31 protein-coding genes are annotated in these 23,353 nt (G+C 62.8%); 10 read left to right on the top strand and 21 right to left on the bottom strand.

Annotated elements, in window-relative coordinates:
- From LQR33_RS06790 to LQR33_RS06765, 6 genes are all read right to left on the bottom strand, one after another.
- Positions 1–675: a response regulator transcription factor gene (locus LQR33_RS06790; protein ID WP_021476785.1), complete on the bottom strand. Its 675-nt coding sequence runs from the start codon at positions 673–675 to the stop codon at positions 1–3.
- The gene (locus LQR33_RS06785; RefSeq protein WP_231468076.1) at positions 675–2,963 is read right to left on the bottom strand and encodes an ATP-binding protein; all 2,289 of its coding nucleotides are present in this window, start codon (positions 2,961–2,963) and stop codon (positions 675–677) included. The genes LQR33_RS06790 and LQR33_RS06785 overlap by 1 nt, the downstream gene beginning before the upstream one ends.
- Before the next feature lie 84 nt (positions 2,964–3,047).
- On the bottom strand, positions 3,048–3,578 hold the full coding sequence (gene msrA, locus LQR33_RS06780) for a peptide-methionine (S)-S-oxide reductase MsrA (RefSeq protein ID WP_231468074.1): 531 nt from the start codon (positions 3,576–3,578) through the stop codon (positions 3,048–3,050).
- A 102-nt stretch (positions 3,579–3,680) separates the two neighbouring features.
- Positions 3,681–4,589 (bottom strand): histone deacetylase family protein, encoded by a 909-nt coding sequence (locus tag LQR33_RS06775; protein ID WP_231468072.1) that lies wholly within the window; start codon positions 4,587–4,589, stop codon positions 3,681–3,683.
- 9 nt (positions 4,590–4,598) lie between these two features.
- A complete protein-coding gene (locus tag LQR33_RS06770; protein WP_166439191.1) occupies positions 4,599–4,814 on the bottom strand; it encodes a DUF1653 domain-containing protein in 216 nt (71 codons plus the stop codon).
- 61 nt (positions 4,815–4,875) lie between these two features.
- The gene (locus LQR33_RS06765; RefSeq protein ID WP_221665676.1) at positions 4,876–5,331 is read right to left on the bottom strand and encodes a GNAT family N-acetyltransferase; all 456 of its coding nucleotides are present in this window, start codon (positions 5,329–5,331) and stop codon (positions 4,876–4,878) included.
- 66 nt (positions 5,332–5,397) lie between these two features.
- Here LQR33_RS06765 and LQR33_RS06760 point away from each other — a divergent pair, with 66 nt between their 5' ends.
- On the top strand, positions 5,398–6,345 hold the full coding sequence (locus LQR33_RS06760; RefSeq protein WP_166439189.1) for a tRNA dihydrouridine synthase: 948 nt from the start codon (positions 5,398–5,400) through the stop codon (positions 6,343–6,345).
- A 203-nt stretch (positions 6,346–6,548) separates the two neighbouring features.
- Positions 6,549–8,081 carry a mechanosensitive ion channel family protein gene (locus LQR33_RS06755; RefSeq protein ID WP_231468070.1) on the top strand — a complete coding sequence of 511 codons (1,533 nt, stop codon included), beginning with the start codon at positions 6,549–6,551 and terminating at the stop codon, positions 8,079–8,081.
- 216 nt (positions 8,082–8,297) lie between these two features.
- On the opposite strand, the gene LQR33_RS06750 is transcribed toward LQR33_RS06755, so the two are convergent.
- From LQR33_RS06750 to LQR33_RS06735, 4 genes are read right to left on the bottom strand one after another with little or no spacing between them, the layout of a single operon-like run.
- Positions 8,298–8,444: a hypothetical protein gene (locus tag LQR33_RS06750; RefSeq protein ID WP_021476793.1), complete on the bottom strand. Its 147-nt coding sequence runs from the start codon at positions 8,442–8,444 to the stop codon at positions 8,298–8,300.
- Positions 8,445–8,460: 16 nt separating this feature from the next.
- The gene (locus tag LQR33_RS06745) at positions 8,461–9,057 is read right to left on the bottom strand and encodes a LexA family protein (RefSeq protein WP_166439187.1); all 597 of its coding nucleotides are present in this window, start codon (positions 9,055–9,057) and stop codon (positions 8,461–8,463) included.
- Positions 9,058–9,095: 38 nt separating this feature from the next.
- On the bottom strand, positions 9,096–9,317 hold the full coding sequence (locus LQR33_RS06740) for a P-loop NTPase family protein (RefSeq protein WP_231468068.1): 222 nt from the start codon (positions 9,315–9,317) through the stop codon (positions 9,096–9,098).
- On the bottom strand, positions 9,318–9,815 hold the full coding sequence (locus tag LQR33_RS06735) for an ATP-binding cassette domain-containing protein (protein ID WP_231468065.1): 498 nt from the start codon (positions 9,813–9,815) through the stop codon (positions 9,318–9,320).
- A gap of 182 nt (positions 9,816–9,997) precedes the next feature.
- Here LQR33_RS06735 and LQR33_RS06730 point away from each other — a divergent pair, with 182 nt between their 5' ends.
- The 3 genes from LQR33_RS06730 to LQR33_RS06720 are packed head-to-tail and all read left to right on the top strand — an operon-like array spanning position 9,998 to position 11,706.
- On the top strand, positions 9,998–10,222 hold the full coding sequence (locus LQR33_RS06730) for a ParD-like family protein (protein WP_021476798.1): 225 nt from the start codon (positions 9,998–10,000) through the stop codon (positions 10,220–10,222).
- Positions 10,219–11,010: a type I methionyl aminopeptidase gene (map, locus tag LQR33_RS06725; RefSeq protein WP_231468063.1), complete on the top strand. Its 792-nt coding sequence runs from the start codon at positions 10,219–10,221 to the stop codon at positions 11,008–11,010. Before LQR33_RS06730 ends, map begins: the two co-directional genes overlap by 4 nt.
- Positions 11,011–11,013: 3 nt before the next feature.
- Entirely contained in the window at positions 11,014–11,706 is a 693-nt protein-coding gene (locus tag LQR33_RS06720; protein WP_231468061.1) for a helix-turn-helix transcriptional regulator, read from the top strand.
- A 10-nt stretch (positions 11,707–11,716) separates the two neighbouring features.
- Here LQR33_RS06720 and LQR33_RS06715 read toward each other — a convergent pair whose 3' ends face one another.
- From LQR33_RS06715 to LQR33_RS06685, 7 genes are all read right to left on the bottom strand, one after another.
- Entirely contained in the window at positions 11,717–12,286 is a 570-nt protein-coding gene (locus tag LQR33_RS06715) for a type 1 glutamine amidotransferase family protein (RefSeq protein WP_221665669.1), read from the bottom strand.
- A gap of 151 nt (positions 12,287–12,437) precedes the next feature.
- On the bottom strand, positions 12,438–13,001 hold the full coding sequence (locus LQR33_RS06710) for a GrpB family protein (protein ID WP_166439181.1): 564 nt from the start codon (positions 12,999–13,001) through the stop codon (positions 12,438–12,440).
- Positions 12,994–13,419: a GNAT family N-acetyltransferase gene (locus LQR33_RS06705; protein WP_114072387.1), complete on the bottom strand. Its 426-nt coding sequence runs from the start codon at positions 13,417–13,419 to the stop codon at positions 12,994–12,996. Before LQR33_RS06705 ends, LQR33_RS06710 begins: the two co-directional genes overlap by 8 nt.
- A 9-nt stretch (positions 13,420–13,428) precedes the next feature.
- Positions 13,429–13,716, bottom strand: a complete 288-nt coding sequence (locus LQR33_RS06700) for a GNAT family N-acetyltransferase (protein WP_231468166.1) — start codon at positions 13,714–13,716, stop codon at positions 13,429–13,431.
- Positions 13,664–13,948, bottom strand: coding sequence for a hypothetical protein (locus LQR33_RS06695; protein WP_231468172.1), 285 nt, complete (start codon positions 13,946–13,948; stop codon positions 13,664–13,666). Before LQR33_RS06695 ends, LQR33_RS06700 begins: the two co-directional genes overlap by 53 nt.
- A gap of 4 nt (positions 13,949–13,952) precedes the next feature.
- Positions 13,953–14,714, bottom strand: coding sequence for an alpha/beta fold hydrolase (locus LQR33_RS06690; protein ID WP_231468059.1), 762 nt, complete (start codon positions 14,712–14,714; stop codon positions 13,953–13,955).
- Positions 14,715–14,746: 32 nt separating this feature from the next.
- Entirely contained in the window at positions 14,747–14,947 is a 201-nt protein-coding gene (locus LQR33_RS06685) for a tautomerase family protein (RefSeq protein ID WP_231468057.1), read from the bottom strand.
- A 295-nt stretch (positions 14,948–15,242) separates the two neighbouring features.
- On the opposite strand from LQR33_RS06685, the gene LQR33_RS06680 reads away from it, so the two are divergent.
- The gene (locus tag LQR33_RS06680) at positions 15,243–15,611 is read left to right on the top strand and encodes a VOC family protein (RefSeq protein ID WP_166439178.1); all 369 of its coding nucleotides are present in this window, start codon (positions 15,243–15,245) and stop codon (positions 15,609–15,611) included.
- 48 nt (positions 15,612–15,659) lie between these two features.
- Here LQR33_RS06680 and LQR33_RS06675 read toward each other — a convergent pair whose 3' ends face one another.
- From LQR33_RS06675 to LQR33_RS06660, 4 genes are all read right to left on the bottom strand, one after another.
- Complete coding sequence (locus tag LQR33_RS06675) at positions 15,660–16,214, bottom strand: thymidine kinase (protein ID WP_031296276.1); 555 nt, start codon at positions 16,212–16,214, stop codon at positions 15,660–15,662.
- Positions 16,215–16,270: 56 nt separating this feature from the next.
- The gene (locus LQR33_RS06670; protein WP_221667152.1) at positions 16,271–16,960 is read right to left on the bottom strand and encodes a nitroreductase family protein; all 690 of its coding nucleotides are present in this window, start codon (positions 16,958–16,960) and stop codon (positions 16,271–16,273) included.
- A 316-nt stretch (positions 16,961–17,276) separates the two neighbouring features.
- Entirely contained in the window at positions 17,277–18,125 is an 849-nt protein-coding gene (locus tag LQR33_RS06665; protein WP_221667151.1) for a 23S rRNA (adenine(2030)-N(6))-methyltransferase RlmJ, read from the bottom strand.
- Positions 18,126–18,137: 12 nt separating this feature from the next.
- The gene (locus LQR33_RS06660) at positions 18,138–18,887 is read right to left on the bottom strand and encodes a tRNA pseudouridine(65) synthase TruC (protein WP_166439175.1); all 750 of its coding nucleotides are present in this window, start codon (positions 18,885–18,887) and stop codon (positions 18,138–18,140) included.
- A gap of 100 nt (positions 18,888–18,987) precedes the next feature.
- Here LQR33_RS06660 and LQR33_RS06655 point away from each other — a divergent pair, with 100 nt between their 5' ends.
- From LQR33_RS06655 to LQR33_RS06640, 4 genes are all read left to right on the top strand, one after another.
- On the top strand, positions 18,988–19,593 hold the full coding sequence (locus LQR33_RS06655) for a hypothetical protein (RefSeq protein ID WP_231178216.1): 606 nt from the start codon (positions 18,988–18,990) through the stop codon (positions 19,591–19,593).
- A 25-nt stretch (positions 19,594–19,618) separates the two neighbouring features.
- Entirely contained in the window at positions 19,619–20,623 is a 1,005-nt protein-coding gene (locus LQR33_RS06650) for a BMP family lipoprotein (RefSeq protein ID WP_021476813.1), read from the top strand.
- Between the two features lie 112 nt (positions 20,624–20,735).
- Positions 20,736–22,265: an ABC transporter ATP-binding protein gene (locus tag LQR33_RS06645; protein ID WP_221664444.1), complete on the top strand. Its 1,530-nt coding sequence runs from the start codon at positions 20,736–20,738 to the stop codon at positions 22,263–22,265.
- Complete coding sequence (locus LQR33_RS06640) at positions 22,262–23,353, top strand: ABC transporter permease (RefSeq protein ID WP_021476815.1); 1,092 nt, start codon at positions 22,262–22,264, stop codon at positions 23,351–23,353. The genes LQR33_RS06645 and LQR33_RS06640 overlap by 4 nt, the downstream gene beginning before the upstream one ends.

Raw genomic sequence — 23,353 nt, 5'->3', positions numbered from 1 at the left:
CTACTGGTTTGGCGGGAATTCGTTGAGCAAAATCTCTTCGTCTATCCGTTGCTTCTTGCCGGTGGCTTCCAGCGCCTTCAAATAGAAGCGGACCAGGTCGGCCAGCGAGTCCACGCCCAGTTTGCTGAACAGATTGGCTCGGTGCACTTCGATGGTGCGCGGCGACAGGTCGAGCTCGCGCGCGATTTCCTTGCTGGACAGGCCGTCGGCCACCAGTTCCAGCACTTCGCGCTCGCGGCCGCTGATGCGGGCCAGCTGGCTCATCACCTCCTGGGTTTCCTCTTCCTGCTGATGCTGCTGGATGCTGATGCGTATGCCGCGGCGCAGGCTGGCGATCAGGCGGTTCTGGTCGATGGGCTTGGTCAGGAAATCGATGGCGCCGGTCTGGAACGCGCGCCGGCACTGCTCGATGTCGCCATGGCCGGTGATGAACACGATGGGGATGTTGATGTCGCGCTCCATCAGCTGTTCTTGCAACGCGAGGCCGGTGATCTGCGGCATGCGGATATCCAGCACCAGGCAGCAGATCTGGTTGCCCTGATAGCCGTCCAGAAACTCCATCGCATTGGGAAAGGCGACGGTTTTCATGCCCTGGGCGGTGATCAGCATGGCCAGAGAGTCGAGTACGGCCGGGTCATCGTCGACGATGAATACGGTAGGGGTCGTGTTTTGCATCAGGCTTCCACTCCGGATGTTACGGCCATGTCGCGCGGGGCGCATGGCAGGTCAATGATGAACTCCGCTCCCGAGCCGGGCTTGTTGCCGGCTATCAACTTGCCGCCGAAGGCTTCGACCGCGGTCTGGCAGATGGCCAGTCCCAGCCCCATGCCGTTGGGCTTGGTGCTGAAGAAGGGGTCGAAAATCCGGTCCAGCTTGTCCGAGGGGATGCCGCAGCCGTTGTCGCTGATGATGAGCTGCACGCGCTCGCCCTGGCGGCGGGTGGTGATGCTCAGACGTCCCCAGGGCCGGGTTTGCTCCATGGCCTCCACCGCGTTGCGCGCCAAGTTCAGCACCACCTGTTCCAACTGGATAGTGTCAGCGTATACCAACGGCAACTCAGGCGCGAAGTTTTGCTCGATGTGAATGTCGTGATCGTGCAATTCGTAATCCAGCAGCGACAATGCGTTATGCACAGCCTGGTTCAACTGTACTGGCGTCAGTTGCTGGTTCTTCTGGGTGACGAATTCCCGCAGCCTGCGGATGATGCGGCCGGCGCGGTCGGCCTGGTTGACCGACGAGGTCAGCGCGCGGCGCAGCATGGCGATGTCCAGCTCGTCGTCCTCCAGCAGGCTGAGGCCGGCCTGGCAATAGCTCATGATGGCGGATAGCGGCTGATTGATCTCATGGGCGATGCCGGAGGCCATTTCGCCCATGGTGTTGATGCGGGTGACGCGGGCCAGCTCAAGCTCATGCTGGCGCAACCGGCTTTCGCTGGCCTCCAGCGCCGCCAGCATGCGGCGGCGGATGGGCGCGGTATCGCGGAAGGTCAGCACGCTGCCGATCAGCTGGCCGTTGCGCCCGAGCAACGGCGCCACCGCTCCCTCCACCAGCAGTTTTTCGCCGCTGTGCCGCTTCAAGTAGCAGTTTTGCGCCAGATGAACCACTTGCAGCGTCGAAACGGCCTGTTCTATCGGGTCCAGCACCGGCTGGCGCGAAAATTCGTAGTGCAGCGGCGCCACCTGTTTCAGCCGCCGCTGCAGCAACTGGGCGGCGGGAAGGCCCAGCAGCGTTTCAGCCGCCGGGTTCAAGTACTGGATCACCTGCTCGTTGTCTATGCTGATCACCGCGTCGCTGATGCCGCGCAGGGCGACGCTGGCGTATTCTCGCTCGCGGAAAATGTCGTCCTGTATCTGTTCCCGCGATTGGCGGTTGTGCTCCAGCAGCGCCAGCACCACCCAGAGCAGATAGGATGGCAGCAATGCGATCAGCAGGCACAGCGCGACCTCCGCCGCCGTGGTGCGCTCCAGGCGGAGCTGGCGGCTGAGTCTCATGTCGTAAGGCAGGGCGGACAGGTTGAGATTGGCGCGGTAGCTGAGCTGGGGCAGCAGCCAGTCCAGCCGGGAGCCCGCCCGGTCTGATTTCTGATTCTGCAATTGAATAATGCCGGGGTCGTTGGCATTGTCGCGGCGCAGCAACTGCAAGGTGTAACGGCCCTCGAGAGAGGGAGGCAGGGCCAGCAGCGGCCGCAGGCACAGCACCTGCATCACCACGCCGGCGGCTTGCTCGATGCGCACCATGGGAACGGGCGAGGGTGGGGCGATGCGGTAGACGGTCTGAAACAGGGCTAATCCCCACTCGCCGTTGCGCAGCAGCAGCGTCGGCGACGAAGCTTGCAGGTGCCCCAGCGCGCGGTTGACTGCCGCGGACAGCACGGAGTCGTCCAGCAGATCCAACCCCATTTCCCGCCAGTCGGGCGAGGCGAGGCCCGGTTCGGCCATGCTGAGCGGCAGATAGCGCGACCGCTGCGGCGCGGTGCGCCAGGCCGCCCGATCGCGCCAGGTATTGAGCTGGTTGTGCAGGTAATCGCGAATCGCGTAGGGCTGGCCCAGCCGTTGGGCCTGCTCGCGCTCGAAGCGGATCCGCTCGGCTTGCTCCACCAGCGGCTGGTAGCCGATGAAGTACAGCTGAGGCTGGGTCTGCGTGGCGATCTGCACCAGCTCCCGTATCCGCGTCCGCCCGCCCGGGGGATCGTTGGAGGCGATGTCGCCCACTTCATCCTGCAGCAGCTCGCTGCTGCGCAAGCGACTGTTGACGTTCTGCAGCAGCAGTTCCACCGTCTGGCGAAATTCATGGCGTTGCTGGCGGATATCCAGCAGCAGCGCGTGAGCCATCAGCAGGCTGAAGGCCAGCAGCAGGCAAAGCCCGCTCAGTCCCTTGCTGCGGGCGGAGGCGTGGCGCAACAGATGCAGGTGGGTGCGGAGCGCGTTGAATGGGGAGGGGCGGGGCACTTCGACATCGGACATGCTTCGGACTTTGGTGGATGCAAGGTTTGGAACACGTGCCGCGGGGCGCGTGCCATTATACCGGCCGCGCCCCGGATCCGCCCGTTAGTTTTGCAACAAATGAGAGAATCGACTGCGGATTTTTGCCAGTTTGGGAGAAATCACCAGCTGGCAGTAATTCTGCTGCTGGTTTTGCGCGTAGTAGTTCTGGTGGTGGTTCTCGGCCGGGTGAAAGCGGGGAGCCGGCTCCACCCGGGTGACGATGGGGGCATCGAACACCTGTTCGCGGACCAACTCGCCGATGACGCGCTCCGCGCATTCGCGTTGAGCCTCGCCCCGGTAGAAGATCGCCGACGCGTATTGGGTGCCGACGTCGTGGCCCTGGCGATTCAGCGTGGTGGGGTCGTGCACGGCGAAAAACACCTGCAGCAGCGTGGCGTAGTCGATGCGGGACGGATCGTAATCGATTTCCACCACTTCCACGTGGCCGGAATCGCCGGAGCAGACCTGGCGATAGTCCGGATTGTCGGTGTGGCCGCCGCAGTAGCCGGAAACCACCCGCTCCACGCCTTTCAGCCGGGAGAAGGCCGCTTCCAGGCACCAGAAGCAGCCGCCGCCCAGAATTGCTTTTTCCATGATGAACTCCTGTGTCAACTGGGTATGGGAATGCGGCGCGGCTGACGCCGGCCGGCCACGCGATCGGAAACGGCTTCGGGCTGGCGGCATGATCAGCGGCGCTCAGCGGTTGGTCGGGCCAGCGCCGAAAATCTCACACGCGAGTCTGACCGTTTCGGCCTGTATTGTCACGGTGTCTGTGATCGGTACTGCATAGCCTCCCGCCATGGTTACGACCAGCGCCGCGTCGCGGCGGCGGCAGGCGTCCATCACCATGCGGTCGCGCTCGGCCAGGCCTTGCGGGCTTAGCGCCAGTCGGCCCAGGCGGTCGCCGCGATAGGGATCGGCGCCGGCCAGATAGCACACCAGGTCGGGCCTGGCGCGAGCGAACAGGTCCGGCAGTGCGCGCTCCAGCGCGCCAAGATAATCGCCGTCTTCCGTTCCGTCCGGCAGGTCGATGTCCCAGTCGCTGTCTACGCGGCTGAAGGGGAAATTGCGCGCGCCATGCATGGAAAAGGTGAAGATGCGGGGCTCGCCGGCGGCGATGGCGGCGGTGCCGTCGCCCTGATGGACGTCAAGATCCAGGATCAGGACGCGGCGGACGCGGCCTTCCGCCAGCATCAGCATCGACGCCACCGCGATGTCGTTGAATACGCAAAAACCGCTGCCTCGGTCCGGACCGGCATGGTGGGTGCCGCCGGCCAGGTTGACGCCGCAGCCTTCCAGCAGCGCCGCGCGACTGGCCGCCACGGTGGCGCCGACCGAGCGTTGGCTGCGTTCGGCCAGCTCCGTAGACCAGGGCAAGCCGATTTCCCGTTGGCCGGCCGCATCCAGCGCGCCGTTCAGCACCGCGTCGACATAGTCCGGATGATGAGCGTGCAGCAGCTCTCCGCGGGTCGCCGCCGGCGCCGTTTCCATTCGGTCGGCGGCGAAGGCCGATACCCGTTCGGCCAGCAGCCGGTATTTCTCCGCGGGAAAACGGTGGCCTGCAGGCAGGGGCAGCGCAAACTGGTCGGTCCGGTAGATGCGCATCGCGCCGGCCTACAGCGCCTTCACCAGGCTGAAACGGGGCACCTGGCGGCCTTCATGCTCCACCACTTCCTCAAACATCCCGGCAGGGCGGGCCCACAGGCCGTAGTCGCCGTACAGCGCGCGGTACATCACCAGCGGCTCTCGGGTTTCCGAGTGCTCGGCGGTGCCAAGAACCTGGTAAAGCTGGCGGTTGCGGTAATGCTGATAGATTCCTGGCGCTGTCATGCGGGCTCCTCTGGTGTATTGACCTGCGGGTGGGCGAGGATGCCGCAGCGCGGGAGGAGCGTCAAGAATCGCCGCTGCTCCAGCTGTACACGCGAAAGTCGTTGTCCGGAGCGAAGCCCAGGCTTTCGTACAAGCGCTGAGCGTTCAGGTTGTCATGCGCGGTCTGGAGCGTGATCTCTCCGCCGCCCATGTCCCGCGCGTATTGCTGGCAACGCAGGATCAGCAGCTTGCCGATGCCATGCCGGCGCGCGCTGGCGGCGACGTAAAGGTCGTGCAGCATCCAGCAGGGGCGCAGCGACAGCGAGGAAAATCCAACATACATCAGCGCAAAACCTACGGCTGCCCCATCGCGCTTGGCTAGAAAGGCTATGGCCTGGCGGCGGCGCAGCCGTTCGCTCAGGTATTCCCGGCATTGTCCCGGCGATTGATGGACCTGGTAGAAATCCAGATAGGCGGCGAATAGCGGCAGCCAGTCGGAGACCGACTCCGGGGTGGCGATGCTCAATTGTATGTCCATCTACAATCTCCGTGATGGCTGGGCGGCGCTGGGGTACAATAACGCCCTTTTTCAGCAGGTTAGACAATGAAGCTGGTGCTTGCCCCGATGGAGGGCCTGGTTGACGATGTGATGCGCGACGTGCTGACCCGCGTGGGCGGCATCGATCTATGCGTGACCGAGTTCGTGCGCGTCACCTCCGTGCTGCTGCCCACGCGCACCTTCATGCGTCTGGCGCCGGAGCTCGACAATCAAGGCAATACCCAGGCCGGAGTGCCGGTGCGGGTGCAGTTGCTGGGCTCCGACGTTTCTTGTCTGGCCGAGAACGGCGCCAAAGCGGCAAGCCTGGGGGCGCCCGGCGTAGACCTGAATTTCGGCTGTCCTGCGCCCACGGTCAACCGCCACCGCGGCGGGGCGGTTTTGCTCAAGGAGCCGGAGCTGCTGCACCAGATTGTAGCCGCGGTTCGCCGCGCGGTGCCGTCTGCGGTGCCGGTGACGGCCAAGATGCGGCTGGGATTCGAGGACAAGAGCCTGGCGCTCGAGTGCGCGCAGGCGATAGCCGGCGCCGGCGCCGACGAGTTGACTGTCCACGGCCGCACCAAGGTGGAAGGATACAAGCCGCCAGCCCACTGGGACTGGATCGCGCGAATCCGCGAAAGCGTGGACATCCCGGTGACGGCAAATGGCGAAGTCTGGACGATGGCGGACTACCGCGCGATACGGGAAGAGAGCGGCTGCGACACGGTGATGATAGGCCGCGGGCTGGTGGCCTGTCCGGATCTGGCGCGGCGCATCGCGGCCGGTGGTTCGGCCGAACCCATGCCCTGGAGCGAGATGATGCCGTGGGTGCTTGAATTCTTCCGGATGTGCCGGCAGAAATCTGGGGAAGAGCGTTATCCGGCTGCCAGGCTCAAGCAGTGGCTGGGCTTGCTCAAGCGCACTTGGCCGGAGGCCGAACAGTTGTTTGAAGCGGTAAGGCGCGAGCAAGAGTCTGAAAAGATTGAGAATATTCTGATTGCAAGGCAAGTTAAGTAAATATACTCATACCGCAATGCGGAAACAGTTGCTAACATCAAAACGCATGCTGCTTTGGTAAAGCAGCGCGCTGTAACATCTGCCGGCCTGCCTGGCTGCAGATCTTACACTTCCCCGATACCTTGCACCCCTCCCTCACGGGAGGGATTTTTTTTATCCGCGATCATGAACTAATAATTAAAAAAAATCATGGCGGAGCGAGCATGGATACCCCACCCGCTGTCAGTTGGCTGGAAAAACTGATTCCCGCCGTCTGGTATGGCTCCTTGACGGTCTTTGTCGCTATTGCCGCGGCCCTTTCCATTTTGTTGTACATCACCCATGCCGACAGCCGAAAACGCGTGCTGAGCACATTGCTGATCGCGCTGATCGGCTTGCTGGTGGTCAATGTCAGCCCTCCGACCGAGTCTGGGCAGTGGGTAAGGCAGGCCGCGGTGATCGTGCTGGGTCTAGCCATGATCCGGCTATGGGCGATGCTGCTGTTCCGCCTGTTGCTGCCGGTGCTGCGAATCCATCCGCCCCGCATCCTGGAAGAAATCCTGGTGGTGCTGGGCTATATCGCCTGGGGTTTGGTGCTGCTGAGGCTTGCAGGCCTGGATTTGAGCCATATCGTCACGACATCGGCCGTCATCACCGCCGTGCTGGCTTTCGCGATGCAGGACACGCTGGGCAATATTCTGGCGGGCTTGTCCCTGCAAATAGACAATTCTGTGGAGATCGGCGACTGGATCAAGAGCGGAGACCTGGTGGGCAGGGTGGTGGAGATCAACTGGCGCGCCACCTCCGTGGAAACGCGCAATTGGGAGACGGTGGTGGTTCCCAACAGCGTGTTGATGAAGAACCACTTCTCCATCTTGGGCAAGCGGCGCGGCAATCCTCAGCAGTGGCGGCGCTGGGTCTGGTTCAATATCAATTGGGACACGCTGCCGACGCAGATCATCGGCGTGGTGGAGAAATCGCTGCGCGAGGCGCAATTGCCCGGCGTGGCGGCGACGCCTGCGCCCAATTGCATACTGATGGGTTTCGAGAATGGCTATACCCGCTACGCGGTAAGATACTGGCTGACCGATCTTGCCGCCGACGACTATACCGACTCCATTGTCCGCACCCATATCGACGCCGCGTTGCGGCGCCATAATCTGCGCATGGCCTCGCCTTACTACAATGTGCTGACCATCAAGGAAAACGAGAAATACATCGAGGCGCGGATGAAGCGGCACCTGGAGGAACGGGTGCTGGCGCTGAGAAAAGTGGAGCTGCTGTCTAGCTTGAACGACGAGGAAATGGTGGTGCTGGCCGACCAGCTCAAATTCACCCCCTTCGTCACCGGCGACATCATCATGCACCAGGGGGCGGTGGCGCATTGGCTTTACATCATGCTGTCGGGCGAGGTCGAGGTGTGGGTGGAACTGCCGGACAGCGGCCGCAAACTGGTGGATGTGCTGAAGTCTGGCAGTTTTTTCGGCGAAATGGGATTGATGACCGGCGAGTCGCGCACCAGCACGGTGATCGCGCGTTCCAATGTCGAATGCCTGAGGCTGGACAAGGACGCGTTTCAATCCATCCTGGTGTCGCGCAAGGAACTGGCTGAAACCATTTCCGCCATCTTGGCGCAACGATTGGAAGAGCAGCGCAACCGCGCGCCGGACTCGGCGCTGGATGCGGAAGGCGATGCGCCAAGGCGGGCCGAGCTGGTGGATCGCATCCGCAGCTTTTTCGGGCTGAACAAGCATTGAAGCGCGCCGCATGGGGAAGTTCTGACCGACGCGGTTTCTCCAGCCTGTGGCAAATGATTCCGCCGTTGCCGGCAGCCCTGGCGAGAGAGTTTGCCGTTGGCTTGTCAGGCAGCCTTGTGCGGGGCGTCCAGAGTTTGCGTCACGCAGGCCTGATAAGCAGATGAGAGCGTAGCGAGCCGAGCGCCGAGCCATGGCGCGGCTCGGCGAGGTATGTCATCAGACAAACTGGACCGGCACGAAAAAGTCCCGTCCGGTGCGGCTGATCAGCACCTGAGGCTGGCCGGCGATCATCGCGCGGTAAGGACGGGGCAGGCGCTTCCAGTCGTTGAACTTCATCTTGATGCTGTCGTTGAGCTTTCCCATTGCAGTCTCCTTCGCGCTAGTCCACTTTGTGGATGACATTGGTCACCACGCCCCAGATATGAAACGATGCGTCTTCCGGCACTTCGATCGGTTGGTAGGCCGGGTTCTCCGGCAACAGGCGGATGCCTTGCGGGCCGCGTTCCAGCCGCTTGACCGTCAGCTCGCCGTTGAGGACGGCCACCACCACCTTGCCGTTGCGCGGCTCGCGGCCACGCTCCACCAGCAGCAGGTCGCCGTCGTGTATGCCGGCGCCCTGCATGGAGTCGCCCTTGACTTTGACCATGAAGGTGTCGCCGGGGCGGCTGACCAGATGGGTGTTGAGGTCGATATCGGCTTCTTTCAGATCGTCCGCCGCCACCGGAGAGCCGGCGGGTACGCTGCCGGCGAACAGCGGCAAAGATAGTTCGCTCAGCTGAGCGCCCAGCGTGCGAAAGTCGAATGCCTGCGCGCTGTTGGCGGTGCGCCAGCTGCGGTAGTCGTCCAGCCATTGCTGCAGGATGGGCTTGAGCGGCTCCGGCACGCGCAAGGCGACGGTCTTGTCGCCGCCGAAGACGGATTTGCGGCCGGCGCCTGAGCGTTTTCCGCCGTGCTGTTTGGGCTTGTCGGTATCCATGATTTGATTCTGTACAATATCAACTTGAATTGCAAGAATTACCATCCAAGAGTCGCGAGCATTTCTTGCGGAACGCCGTCAAACCTTGCGTGCGGGCTGTCGGTTTTCAGCCACAGCCATCGATTAGGCCGCAACTTCGCCAGGAAGTCCAGATCATGGGAGACCGCCAGCAGCGCACAGCGATATGGCGCCAACATGGCCAGCAGGGCGTGGCGGCTGTCTCGGTCCAGATGAATGTCTGGCTCGTCAAGCAGCAGCAATTACGGCGCAGGCGTGGCGCAAAGCCTGGCGGCCAGCGCCACGCGCATCGCTTCGCCGCCGCTGAGCGCCGCGCTGGGAGTATCCGGACTTATTCCATTTAGGCCGGCGTCGGGCAGCAATTGTTGAAACGATGATTCGCAATCCCAATGGTCTTGAAGCAATTGGTAGTCGCGCTCATCCAGCGAGCCGTCGCGAACACTCCGCAACGCCGCCAGCGTTTCCGCCATTCCCGCCAGATGCGCGACGGTGGGATGAGTGTCGGGATCGAGTTCTTGCGGCAGGAGATGGATGCCGCCCCCGCGCAGCACGTGTCTGGCATGAGGGGCGATCTGGCCTGCCAGTAGCTGCCCCAGCAGCGATTTGCCGCAACCGTGCGGCCGACCAGGCCGGTGCGGCGAAAGGGGAAGGCGTGGCCCAGGGCCGGAAAGGGCTGACAGCCGTCCGGCAGCGCGTATTGCAGCTGTTGTATCTGTAGCAAGGGCATGCGGATGCTCCATGTGGCCATGGCTTGGGGTCCGAAGGACTTCAAGGCCGTGCGCGGCACGGCGGCATCAATTGCGCATGGGAGGAGGGCTCCTGAGTGGGTGCGGCATTCTAGTCGACCCGCCAGCATGGTTGCAACGCAGGCTCAAGGTTATTAATATACGTTTCATATATTAATCGTTTATTAGGGGCGACCATGGGCATCGTCAAGATTTCAGAGCGGATGCACGACAATCTGCGCACCGCGAGCGAGGCGCTGAGCCGTTCGATCAACTCCCAGGCCGAGCACTGGCTGCGCATCGGCATGCTGGCCGAACTGAATCCGGATTTGCGTTACAGCGAGATTTGCCAGTTGCTGCTGCAGGCCGGGCAGGATGGCGGCGGCCTGGATCTGCGCCGACAGGCGGAGGCGGCGAGATGAGCAAGGTGACGATCAAATCCCCGGCCGAGGTGGTCAAGGCGCGCGAGGCGGGCAAACTGGTGGCGGAACTGCTGGCGATGATAGGCGAGCACGTGAAACCCGGCGTCAGCACCGAGGAGCTGGACGCGCGCTGCCACGAATACATCGTCAAAGTGCAGAAGGCCAAGCCGGCCAATGTCGGCTATTACGGCTATCCCAAGACCATCTGCTCATCGGTCAACCAGGTGGTATGCCATGGCATACCATCGGAGAAGCAGATCCTGCGCGACGGCGACATCGTCAACATCGATGTCGCGGTGATCAAAAACGGCTGGCATGGCGACAGCAGCCGGATGTTCTATGTGGGTAAGCCGAGCGCGGAGGCCAGGCGCTTGGTGGAAACCTGCTACGACGCCACCCGCGCCGGCATCCTCGCGGTGCGCCCGGGCGCCACGCTGGGCGATGTGGGGCACGCGATCCAAATCATCACCGAAGCGGCCGGCTTCAGCGTGGTGCGCGAGTATTGCGGCCATGGCATCGGCCGGGTCTACCACGAGGAGCCGGAGGTGCTGCATTACGGCAAGCCCGGCGCGGGGCTGAAACTGAGGCCGGGCATGGTCTTCACCATCGAGCCCATGATCAACGCCGGCAAGGCCGGCACCCGGCAGCTGGGCGACGGCTGGACCGTGGTGACGCAGGATGGCTCGTGGTCGGCGCAATGGGAGCACATGGTGGCGGTGACCGATCACGGTTTCGAAGTGCTGACGCCCTGGCCGGACGGCTTGGGTGGCTATCCGGCGATCGCCTGACCCATGGCGCGTTCCGATCGTCTGCTGGAACTGCTGCAGTCGCTGCGCCGCTATCGCTGCCCGGTGACGGCGCAGACGCTGGCCGAGGAGCTGGGCGTCAGCGTGCGCACCGTCTACCGCGACATCGCCAGCCTGCAGCTGCAAGGGGCGGACATCGCCGGCGAGGCGGGCATCGGCTATCAACTGCGGCCGGGCTTCCTGCTGCCGCCTCTGATGTTCGCCGAGGAGGAGATCGAGGCATTGGTGCTAGGCATGCGCTGGGTGGAGAAGCGGGCCGATTCCCGGCTCGGCCGCGCCGCCGGCAATGCGCTGGCCAAGGTGGCGGCTGTGTTGCCGGACGATCTGAGGCGGCGGCTGGAGGATGAGACGCTGCTGGTGGGGCCGGCCGCTGCGCCGGCCATCACGGTGGACATGGGCGCGCTGCGCGACGCCATCCGCCGCCAGAGCAAGCTGGAGCTGCTGTATCGGGATGCGGACGGCGGCGACAGCCGGCGGGTGGTGTGGCCGTTCGCGCTGGGCTTCTTCGAGAAGACCCAGGTGCTGGCGGCCTGGTGCGAGCTGCGCGAGGACTTCCGCCATTTCCGTTGCGACAGGATACGGCGGTGCGACAGCCTGGACGAGCGCTACCCGCGCCGCCGCCAGGCATTGCTGAAAGAATGGCGGCTGCAGCTGGGTATCGCCGTCGGCGCGGCTTGACGCGAGGCGCTCAGCGCCCGCCGTGCTCGGCGGCGTGCTGGGCGAGGTAGGCGTCCAGATCGGCGCCGCCGATGCCCAGGGCCGCCAGGATTTCCGCCATGAAGCTGACCGGGGCGGTGCCCGGCGCTGTGACGACGCCCTGGTCTCCGACGGCATGGGGCACATCCTGGTAGAGGCTGGCGCCGGCATAGCCGGGCAGCGCCAGGTTCGCCGCAGAATTGGAAGTGTGGCGCACGCGGTTCAGCACGCCGGCCTGCGCCAAGACGCGGGTGCCGTCGCAAATCCCTGCGACGACGGCGCCTTGGGCCCGGGCGGCGGCGACTAGGCCGGTGATATTCGGCGCCTGCGCGGTTTGCCAGATGGTGCCGCCGCAAACGATTAGCAGGTCCAGCCGCTCAAGCTGGATGGCCTCCACCGCCAGATGGGGCGTGACCATCAGGCCGCTGGAGGAAATGACGGGTTTGCCGCCGGGGGCGGCGAAGCTGACGTCGAAGCCGTAATAGCCGCGGGCTGAGGAGTTGATCAGCGCGGTTTCCCAGTCGGAAAAATTGTCGGTGATGATGGTGATGGCGCGTTTCATCGGATTGCCTTGGTAAGTTTGGAAACGAATCCCGGACCCAGCGGGTCTTGCGGATGGCCCAAAGGTAATCGATGCCGCTGCCAGTTTCTGTCAGTAGTCTTTTCCGCCCGGCTGGCAGCCCCGGAATGGCGGCTGCGCGGGCATTTTCAGGCTATGCGGCTGGTTGCCAGCCGGTCTGAGCCGCCCATTGCTCGGCCGCGAGGTAGATCAGGTCCACTGCGGGGTCCTTCACGTCCGGATAACTGTCTGGATCGGCAAGTCCGGCCGCCAGCCGTTGTTTTAGCTCGCCGTAGGCTGCCGACATGGCCGGATGGGCGCGCAAATAGTCGCGGAACAGCAGGGCGTAGCGCTGATTGGCCGCGCCCACCCGTCGCACATGGATGTGGGCGCGGCGTTCGCCCTCCTGCTCGCGGAAGAAGAACTTGCGCCATGGCTCGCCGACATCGTCGAATCCGGGCGGCAAGTGATCGCGGTTGAATGGTTTGAGGGCAAAGCCGGCGTCGCTCAGGCTTCGGAGCACGTTCTCGTCTAGTTCCGCCACCGTGATCTGAACGTCGATCACATCCTTTGCTGCCAGACCGGGCACCGAGGTGGAACCGATGTGGTCGATGCGCAGGGCCAGGCTGCCCAGCGCAGCGCCCAGCCGCGCAGCGACGGCTTCGAACTCGTTGGTCCAGCGGGCTTGATGCGGGATGATGGTCACCGTTTCAGTCATGTTTGAGCAATTCAGAGAAATGATGAGCGACGATGTCCATATTGCGGTTCAGGTAGAAACGGTGGGCGCGGTGGCGCTGCACGCCGGAGTCCAGGTGGATTTCGCCGCAGCCTTCGGCCACGGCCAGCTGGCGCAGCCAATCCATCATTGCCGCGCCGTGGCCGCGTGAACGTATGGTTTCATCGGTGGCGAGGTCGTCGATATACAAGCTCTTGCCGGCGATGAGCGTGCGTTGAAGGCGAAAACCGGCCACGCAGGCGACGGCGTCGCCGTCCCGCAGGTAGGCCAGTTGATAGCCTTCGGCCATTTGGGCGCGCACGGTTGCGACGAAAGCGTCAGCCTGCAGATGCGGCCGCAGTTGCCGCATCACGGCGAAGCAATGCTCTATGTCCTGATCTTGCCGGGCGAGTTGGATCATCGTTTCTTCCTATCCGATATGGCTGTACATCCAAAAATCGCGCGAGGGGCCGCGCACCTTGCGGTAGCTGCGCAGCAAACCTTCGCGCTGAAAGCCGACACGTTCCAGCACGCGGATGGAGCGCGTGTTTTCCGGCAGGGCCGTCGCCTGGACGCGGGCCAGGCCGATCTGGCTGTGTCCCCATTTCAGCAGGCTGGCGCAAGCGGCTGTGGCGATGCCGCGGCCCCAGGCAGCGGGGGACAGATCATACGCCATTTCCGCGCTGGCATTGACCGAGGCAACGGTATGAAAGCCGATGGTCCCGAGCAGGCGATCGTTGTCGCGTCTGGCGCAGCGCGCTGGCCTCGGTGAATTGTTCCGGCGGCCAGGCATAGTGCTCCAGCTCGGATTGGGCCTGCACGTTCCAGCTGGTGTGCTCGAACACCTGCGGCAGGGTCAGGTAGTCGTACCAGGCCAGGACATCATCCGGATACAGCGGGCGCAGGATGGCATCAGGGTGGTCCAGCACGGGCATTTCGGTGAACAACATGGTTTTACCTTTGAGATGCGGATCGATGGCGGCAATGCTCGGCGATGAAGCCGGCGATTGCGTCCCGCGTGGCTTGCGGCGCTTCCAGGTGCGGGCTGTGGCCGCAGTTCGGCAGCGTCAGCTGGCGGCCGTTCTGCGTTTTGCCGGCAATGGCGTCAAGCTGAGCCGCGCTGCCGTACTGGTCATGCTCGCCCTGCAAGGCCAGCGTCGGGCAAGATATCGAGGGCAGCGCGTATTCGATGTTCCAGTGGACGAAACCCGGGCTGAGCCAGGCGTCGGCCCAGGCATGAAACAGCGTTCCCGTTTTGTCGCCGTGAAATCGGGCCAAACCGGCCAGTTTGCCGGCATTCCAGGCTTCCCGAGCTCGTCGGATGCCGGCAAGCGTGACGTTCTCGACGAAGACATGGGCGGCCAGGGTGACGACGGCCTTGAGCCTTGGACTCTGTTCGGCTGCATGCAGCAGTGCGATGCTGCCGCCGTCGGAGTGGCCGATCAGAATGTAATCCCGCCCCGGCAGCAACGCCTCCAATACGGATGGCAGCTCGTTCAATGCGTATTCATGGAGGTAGTGGACGGTGCGCGGGCGATCCAATGGCGCGGACCGGCCATAGCCTTGGCGGTCGTAGACCAGGCCGGCGAGGCCGGTCGCCTCGCACAGCTGGTCGGGGAAGCTTCCCCACATTGCGTCGCAGCCCAGTCCCTCATGCAGGAAGACCAGGCTGGGTTGCGTCGTATCGCCTGTTATTTGGCGGTGATGATGCCGCATGCGGACTTCCTTTGGCCAAGCGCCGGAGGGGCTCAACTCTGGTTGCGTTTCCAATCGTCGGTCAACTGGCCGGCGTAACCCCAATCTTCTTCCGCGATCTCTTGGATCACGATGTGGGTGAGCTCGGGCTTCTTGCCCAGATGGCGGACCAGCGAATCGGTGATGTCTTTCACCAGCGCGGTTTTCTGTTCACGTGTAGCGCCGACGGTGATCTGCACATTGACGTAAGGCATATTCAGTCCTCGGGTTTGGTGTTCAGGTCGATGGCGTAGAAATATTCGGTTGAGCCATCCTTGTTGACGCCGGCCAGCTTGGCGACTTTACGCCAAGCATGGCTTTGGCGGGAGGTCTCTGGGGCGATGGCTGGCGGAATTGGGGCAGCATGGTTATCGCGGTGGCAGATGATGCGGTTTGAAAAGCATATTGTCATATTGGCGATGAAGTGACTACTGACAAAAACTGACAGTAAGTTGGCTTAGCATGACTGCATGCCGAAGCGATTTCGGCGCTCACCCAAGGAGAACAGCCATGAAACACCCCAACTTCGTCATTCTGTATGTGGATCAGCCGGAACAAAGCGCCCGTTTCTATTCCCGGCTGTTCGATCTGCAGCCTATCGAGCAATCGCCCACCTTCGCGATGTTCAAGTTCGCCTCTGGCATGCGGCTGGGCTTGTGGTCGCGCCATACTGTCGAGCCGGCCTCGGATGTTTTGGGCGGCGGCGGCGAGTTGGTGGTTCAGATTGAGGATTTCGCGGCGCTGGATGCCTGCCTCGCCGATTGGCGCGCGCAGGGGCTGCGCATTCTGCAACCCATCACGGACATGGACTTTGGCCGCACCTTCGTAGCGCTGGACCCGGATGGCCACCGCTTGCGGGCCTATGTGCGGGTGGAATGAAAACGGGCCGGTCTTGGCCAGCCCGAGAATGTTGACTGCCGCGTGGGCTTAGTCCTTGTGGAAGCAACGGCCGCACACGGCGCGGTAACGCGCCTCGCCGCCGATTTCCACTTGCGGGCCTTCCTTCACCCGTTTGCCGGCGCCGTCGATGCGGATATGCATCGTCGCTTTGCGGCCGCAGTGGCAGATGGTCTTGATTTCTTCCACATCGTCGGCCAGCGACAGCAGCCAGGCCGAGCCAGGGAAGGGATGGCCCTGGAAGTCGGTGCGCAGGCCGAAGCAGATCACCGGAATGTTGCGGGAGTGGGCGAGGCGGTGCAGCTGCTGCGCCTGCTCCGGCGTCATGAACTGCGCTTCGTCGATCAGGACGCAGGCGGTGTCGCCGTAATCGTGAGCCAGGAAATCGAAACCGGCGTCGAAGGTGTTGGATTCGCGCTGGATGTTGAGCCGCGAGGTGATCATGCCCACGCCGTAGCGGTCGTCGATGGCGCTGGTGTACAAGGCCACCTTTTTATCCATCGATTCGTAGTTGTTGGCGATCTGCAGCAGCTGGGTGCTCTTGCCGCTGTTCATCGCGGCGTATCGGAAAAACAGTTTGGCCATGGTGCTGGGCGCGGGGGAACGTTGCCGGGGCGCGCAGCATACCATGGCCGGCGCGCTCAGTAGAAGCTGGCGATTTCCTCCAGAGACTTCTTGCCGATATTGGGCACCATGCAATCGTCCGCCGGATAGCCGACTACTAGCAGGATGTAGGGCTTCTCATGCGAGGGGCGGTCCAGTAACTGATTGAGGAAGTTCATCGGGCTGGGCGTATGGGTGAGGGTGGCGAGGCCGGCGTGGTGCAGCGCCGCGATCAGGAAGCCGGCGGCGATGGAGATGGACTCCGGCACATAGTAGTTCTTGATCTCGCTGCCGTCGTCCAGCACGGTCTTTTTCTGGCCGAAGATGGCGATCAGGTACGGCGCGGTTTCCAGGAAAGGCTTGTCGGAATCCGTGCCCAGCGGCGCCAGCGCGTCCTTCCATTCCTGCGGGGCCCTGTGTGTATAGAATTCGCGCTCCTCTGTTTCCGCGCCTTCCCGTATTTTCCGTTTCAATTCCGGGTCGCTGACGACGGCGAAATGCCAGGGCTGGTGGTTGGCGCCGGACGGCGCGGTGCCGGCGGCGCGCAGCGCGTTCTCGATCACTTCGCGCGGGACGGGCTGGCTGGTGAATTCGCGCACCGTCTTGCGGCGGCGGATGTCGGCGTAGAAGGCGCGGGAGCGCTCCACCATCTCCGCTTCCGGGTAGCGTTGGAAGGTGCTCAGCGGGATGAAGGCCGGCTGGCCCTGGTTGAACGGCAATCTGCTCATGACGGCTCCTCTGGGTGGGCGTAGCGTTGCCGGGGCTCGAACCGGCGGTTTAGGTGGCGGCGCGGTTTTCCATGCCGCAGCGCAATCGGCAAACAGACGATTCCGCCGTCTTTGACGAACATCATGGCAGCGGCTTTCACTGAAATGCAATTGGCATTATGCATTTTAAAAGCCATTTGTCATGTAGTTTTATTTCAAATAAAGATACTTTATATGGAGTAATATTCGCGGAGTAATGCCAGGCAGGCATGCATCCGGCGATGCACGTAAAAAAAGCGCCGGGGAGGGCGCTTGTCGTTGCACGGAGGGGGAAGCTTTACAGATCGCCGCCGGTTTCCAGAATGAAGCTGGCCTTGGCATCGAGGCCCAGGTGCTGCACCAGGTAGGGCAGCGTTTCGTTCAGGGTTTGCGGCAGCGTCCATGGCGCGTTGAGGATGAACATGCCGCTGCCGTGCATGCCGAAGCCGTCGGTTGACGGGCCTTGCACGTGCAGCTCCGCCCGTAGCCAACTCTTGGCGGGCAGCTTTTTCAGCTCGGGAATCATCTCTTTCATTTCCGCGCGCTGCAGGCAGGGATACCACACCGCGTAAACACCGGTAGCGAAGCGTTTCAGGCCTTCTTTCAAGCCGGTGACCACGTTGTGGTAGTCGCGCTTGTCCTCGTAAGGCGGATCGATCAGCACCAGCGCCCGGCGCGGCGGCGGCGGCAGCACGGCCTTGATGCCGTCGAAGCCGTTGGCCTGCTGGATCTGCACCCGGCGGCCTGAGCCCGCGAAGTTTTCCTGCAGAATCTGGGCGTCGCTGGGGTGCAATTCGAACAGGCGCAGCTTGTCGCTTTCCGGCATCACATCGGCCGCGCACCACGGCGAGCCGGGGTAGAACTTCAGCTCGCCGTCCGGGTTCATCCGCTTGACCACGTCCACGTAATTGCGCACGGCTTCCGGCAGGTCGTCGCGCTGCCACAGGCGGGCGATGCCGGTTTCGAACTCGGCGTTCTTGGTGGCGTAACCTTCGGTCAGCGAATAGGCGCCGGCGCCGGCGTGGGTGTCGATATACCAGTAGGGCTTGTCTTTCTGGCCCAGGTAATTCAGCAGCTCGATCTCGATCAGATGCTTGAGCACATCGGCGTGGTTGCCGGCGTGGAAGGCGTGGCGGTAGCTGAGCATTATTGTTGTCTTTCAGATGGTTAGTTCGATGCCGGCGGCGCGCGCGGCGTCAGCCCAGCCCAGGCGCGTCAGCAGCGCGGAGAAGTTCTCTTCCAGCGGGCAGTCCAGCCGCAGCGGCTGGCTAGTGACTGGGTGGGTCAGACGCATTTCCACGCAGGCCAGCAGCATGCGCGCGCAGTCCAGCTCGTCGGCGAACATCCGGTTGTGGCGGCCCTTGCCATGGGTGGAGTCGCCGATGATGGGGTGGGCGATGTGCTTCAGATGGCGGCGCAGTTGATGGCGGCGGCCAGTCAGCGGAGCCAGTTCCACCAGGCTGTAGCGGCTGGTGGGGTAGCGTTCCACCGCTATCGGCAGCTCGATCCGTGCCAGCGTGCGGTAATCGGTCTGGGCTGGCTGCGGCGCGGTTTCCACCTTTTCGCCTATCCATTCCAGGTCGTCCGGGCGGCGGCTGAGCGGGTGGTCGATATGGCCGGCGTCGTCGGCGTGGCCGCGCACCACTGCCAGGTAGCGCTTGGCTACTTGCTGGCGTTCGAACTGCCAGCTCATCTCGCGGCTGGCGTCTTTGTCCAGCGCGAACAGCAGTACGCCCGAGGTGCCTTTGTCCAGCCGGTGCACCGGGTAGACGCGTTGGCCTATCTGGTCGCGCAGCAGCTGGATGGCGAAGCGGGTTTCGTTGCGGTCAAGCACGGTGCGGTGCACCAGCAGGCCGGCGGGTTTCTGGATGGCGATCAGTTGATCGTCCCGATACAGTATTTGCAGCATGGATACAAAGGTTTTGAGCAGGGCGGAATTGTAGGGCTTGCGCGCTGCTTTGGATATAGCCGTTAAGTTTTGTGTTGGGTCAATCCAATTAAAGACAGTCATGACAAGTGCGGAATGCTGTTTGCGTAATCCAGGCCTGGCGCGGCTTGTGGGCAAGTCAATATTTTTAGATGAAGAAATGTTTGCGACATGGTATTTCAAAGTCGAGAGGAAATTGTTTACAGCCAGGTTAACGCTCATTACAATTCGCCGCGCTCAGAAGAACGACAAAGTGGTGTCTGCAGCCGTTTTTTGCATTGCGCAGGAGGCGGTCCAGGCCCTTGGAGCCTGTTCAAAGGATTTTTGTGGCATCGGCCATTTTTTGCCGGATGCAGGACGCGAAAAACGATCCGTCGCAGCGTCATTCACTGCAAGGGGCGTTTGGCAACGTCATGCGCCGACAGAAAGTGGCTCTGGAGGGCGACCCTGCCAGCAAGCGATCTGCGGCGTTGTCAGGCTAGGTCTTGGAATCGCCAAGACCTACGCCCTCCGCCTTGCATCTGGCCTGCTGGTCGGACTGCGTTGCTCGCAAAAAGCCTTTGAACAGGCTCTTAAGCACAGCTTGAGCTGTAGTCGGCAGGTTACATGCCAACCGCAATTTTCGCTGTCACCATTCATAGTCCGCGCTGTTGCAATCGCCGCGCCTGCATGGAGCCTGGCGCGTTGACCAACTCAATCCAAGAGTTATAGAGATGACCATCCAACTGAAACGTATCAGCTTCGCTGTCGCCGCCGCAGTTCTGTCCGCTGCCGCGTGCGCCAAAGACTTCACTCCCGCCGTGATCTACGATTCGGCCGGCAAGTTCGACAAGAGCTTCAGCGAAGCCGCCTACAATGGCGCGGAACGTTTCAAGAAGGACTTCAAGGTCAACTACCGCGAAGGCCAGATCTCCTCCGACGCGCAGAAGGAGCAGCTGTTGCGCAAGATGGCCAGCCGCGACACCGACATCGTGGTCGCCGTCGGCTTCAACTTCTCCCAGGCCGTGGAAACCGTGGCCAAGGAATTCCCCAAGGTCAAGTTCGCGCTGATCGACGCCGTGGCCAAGGGCCCGAACGTGCAGAGCATCGTGTTCAAGGAACAGGAAGGCTCCTTCCTGGTGGGCATGGCCGCCGCGCTGAAATCCAAGACCGGCAAGGTAGGCTACATCGGCGGCATGGACATCCCGATGATCCGCGCCTTCGGTTGCGGCTATGCGCAAGGCGCCAAGTACGCCAACAAGAACGTCACCGTATTGCAGAACATGACCGGCACCACTCCGCAGGCTTTCAATGACCCGGCGCGCGGCACCGAGCTGGCCAAGAGCCAATTCGACCGCGGCGCGGACGTGATCTTCGTCGCCGCCGGCGGCACCGGCATGGGCGTGCTGCAGGCCGCCAAGAACGCCGGCAAGTTCTCCATCGGCGTGGACAGCAACCAGAACTATCTGTTCCCGGGCTCGGTGCTGACTTCCATGGTTAAAAAAGTGGATGTCGCCGTCTACAACACCTTCAAGGAAGCCAAGGACGGCTCCTGGAAGTCCGGCGTGAAAGTGCTGGGCCTGAAGGAGCAAGCCGTGGATTGGGCGCTGGACAAGAACAACCGTCCGCAGATCACGCCGGACATGGAAAAGAAGATCGCCGCCGCCAAGGCCGAGATCATCAGCGGCAAGATCAAGGTGGTGGATTACCGCGCCAACAACAGCTGCCCGGCGCAATAACGAAGGCAGCGACTTCCCTGAAAGCGGGGCGCAGCCGCGGTGATTCATCATCGCGGCTGTTTGTTCGTGCCGCCGGGGAAACAAGAATCGAAGAATCGGGAACATATCAAGCATGACCGAGTTTGCCATTGAACTGACAGGCATCAACAAGAGCTTTGGTGCCGTCAAGGCCAATCGCGACGTGACGATGAGCGTGCCGAAGGGAAGCATCCACGGCATCATCGGCGAGAACGGCGCCGGCAAGTCCACGCTGATGAGCATTCTGTACGGCTATTACCATGCCGACAGCGGCACCATCCGCGTGAACGGCAAGGATGTCCGCATCCGCAACAGCCAGGAAGCCATCCGACTGGGAATCGGCATGGTCCACCAGCACTTCATGCTGGTGGAAACCTTCACTGTGCTGGAAAACATCGTGCTGGGCGCCGAAGGCGGCCGGCTGCTCAAGGGCGGCATGGACGAGGCCCGCGAGCATCTGAAGGAACTGAACAAGAACTACTCGCTGGAAGTGGATCCAGACGCGCTGGTCGGCGACCTGGGCGTAGGCCTGCAGCAGCGGGTGGAAATCCTGAAGGCGCTGTACCGCGGCGCCGACGTGCTGATCCTGGACGAGCCGACCGCGGTGCTGACGCCGCAGGAGGCCGACCACCTGTTCCACATCCTGCGCTCGCTGAAAGCGCAGGGCAAGACCGTGATCCTGATCACCCACAAGCTGCGCGAGGTGATGGACATCACCGACAACGTCAGCGTGATGCGCGCCGGCACCGTGGTGGACAACGTCCGCACCTGCGACGTGGACAAGGAAAAGCTGGCCGACCTGATGGTGGGCCGCAAGGTGTCGCTGAAGGTGGACAAGGCCGATAGCCAGGCCGGCGCCGCCGTGCTGGATGTCAAAGGCCTGACCCTGATCGACGAGCGCAAGGTCAAGCTGCTGGACAACCTGAACTTCCAGGTCCGGGCGGGAGAGATCGTCGGCATCGCCGGCGTGTCCGGCAATGGCCAGTCCGAATTGCTGGAAGTGCTGGCCGGCATGCGCGATCCGAGCGCGGGCGCTGTGATCTACAAGGGCGAAGATCTGCTCAAGCTGCCGTGCCGCCGCAAGCCGCGCGCCGCCGTCTACCGCCAGCGCGGCATCGGCCACATTCCGGAGGACCGCTCGCGCGAGGGCCTGGTCAAGGCGTTCTCTACCTATGAGAACGCCATCCTCGGTTATCACGACGACAAGACGCTGAACAGCGGCCCGCTGTACTCGCGCAAGAAGCTGGTGGAGCGCACCCGCGACTTCATCGCCCAGTTCGACATCCGTCCGGGCAACCCGCTGCTGCGCGTGGGCCTGCTGTCCGGCGGCAACCAGCAGAAAGTGGTGCTGGCGCGGGAAATCCACGCCAATCCGGACCTGCTCTTGATCGGCCAGCCGACGCGCGGCGTCGACATCGGCGCGATCGAATTCATCCACAAGCGGCTGATCGAGCTGCGCGACGAAGGCAAGGCCATCTTGCTGGTCTCGGTGGAACTTGAGGAAATCCTGGCCTTGTCCGACCGCATCCTGGTGATGGCCGGCGGCCAGATCACTGGCGAAGTGGCGGCCAAGGACGCCGACACCATTTCCCTCGGCTTGCTCATGGGGGGGCACAAGCATTGAAATTCGGACAACCATCCACTCTGCCGCGTTGGGCGCAGCTGACCATCCTGCCGGCGCTCAATCTGCTGGCCGCCTTGCTGGTGACGGGCCTCGTCACCTGGATGATTGGCGAGAACCCCTGGGAATGCTTGCAACTGCTGATCCACGGCGCTTTCGGCTACGGTGAGGGCATAGGCTACACGCTGTTCTACACCACCAGCTTCATCTTCGCCGGCCTGTCGGTGGCCACCGCCTTCCACGCCGGCCTGTTCAACATCGGCGGCGAAGGCCAGGCCTATCTGGCCGGCCTGGGCGTGACGCTGGTGATGCTGGGCTTCGACCACACGCTGCCGCCCTATGTGCTGATTCCGCTGGCCATGCTGGCGGCGATGGGCTTCGGCGCGGCCTGGGCATATATCCCCGCCTATCTGCAGGCCAAGCGCGGCAGCCACATCGTGGTGACCACGATCATGTTCAACTTCATCGCCTACTCGCTGATGTTGTACCTGATCAGCCACCAGTTGATCGAAGCCGGCTCGCAGAACCCGACCACCCGCCTGTTCGCCGAGAACGGCTGGATTCCGCAGATGCACGAGGTGTTCGCCTCCCTGCCGAATTCGCCGCTGAACCTGTCCTTCGTGTTCGCGCTGCTGGCGGCCGGCCTGTTCTATCTGATCGTCTGGCATAGCCGCTGGGGCTTCACGCTGCGCACTGTCGGCACCAATGAGCACGCCGCGGGCTACGCCGGCATGAGCGTCAGCCGCACCATCATCGTGGCGATGTGCGTGTCCGGCGCGCTGGTGGGGCTGGCCTCGGTCAACGACCTGCTGGGCTCTTCGCACCGGATGAACGTACTGTTCACCAACGGTGTTGGCTTCGTCGGCATCGCCGTGGCGCTGATGGGCCGCAACCACCCAGTGGGCATCGTCCTGTCCGCGCTGCTGTTCGGCGCGCTGACCCAGGGCGGCTCCGACCTGTCGTTCGAAAAACCGATGATCACCCGCGAGATGATCCTGTTCATCCAGGGCCTGATCATCCTGTTTTGCGGCGCGCTGGAAAACCTGTTCGAGCCGTTCATCGCCGGCCTGTTCAAGCGCAAGGACAAGTAA

It is taken from the genome of Chromobacterium piscinae, assembly GCF_021129175.1.
Lineage (GTDB): Bacteria > Pseudomonadota > Gammaproteobacteria > Burkholderiales > Chromobacteriaceae > Chromobacterium > Chromobacterium piscinae.
The sequence above is the reverse complement of the archived record's forward strand: the minus strand, read 5'-3'. Positions and strand labels throughout refer to the sequence as shown.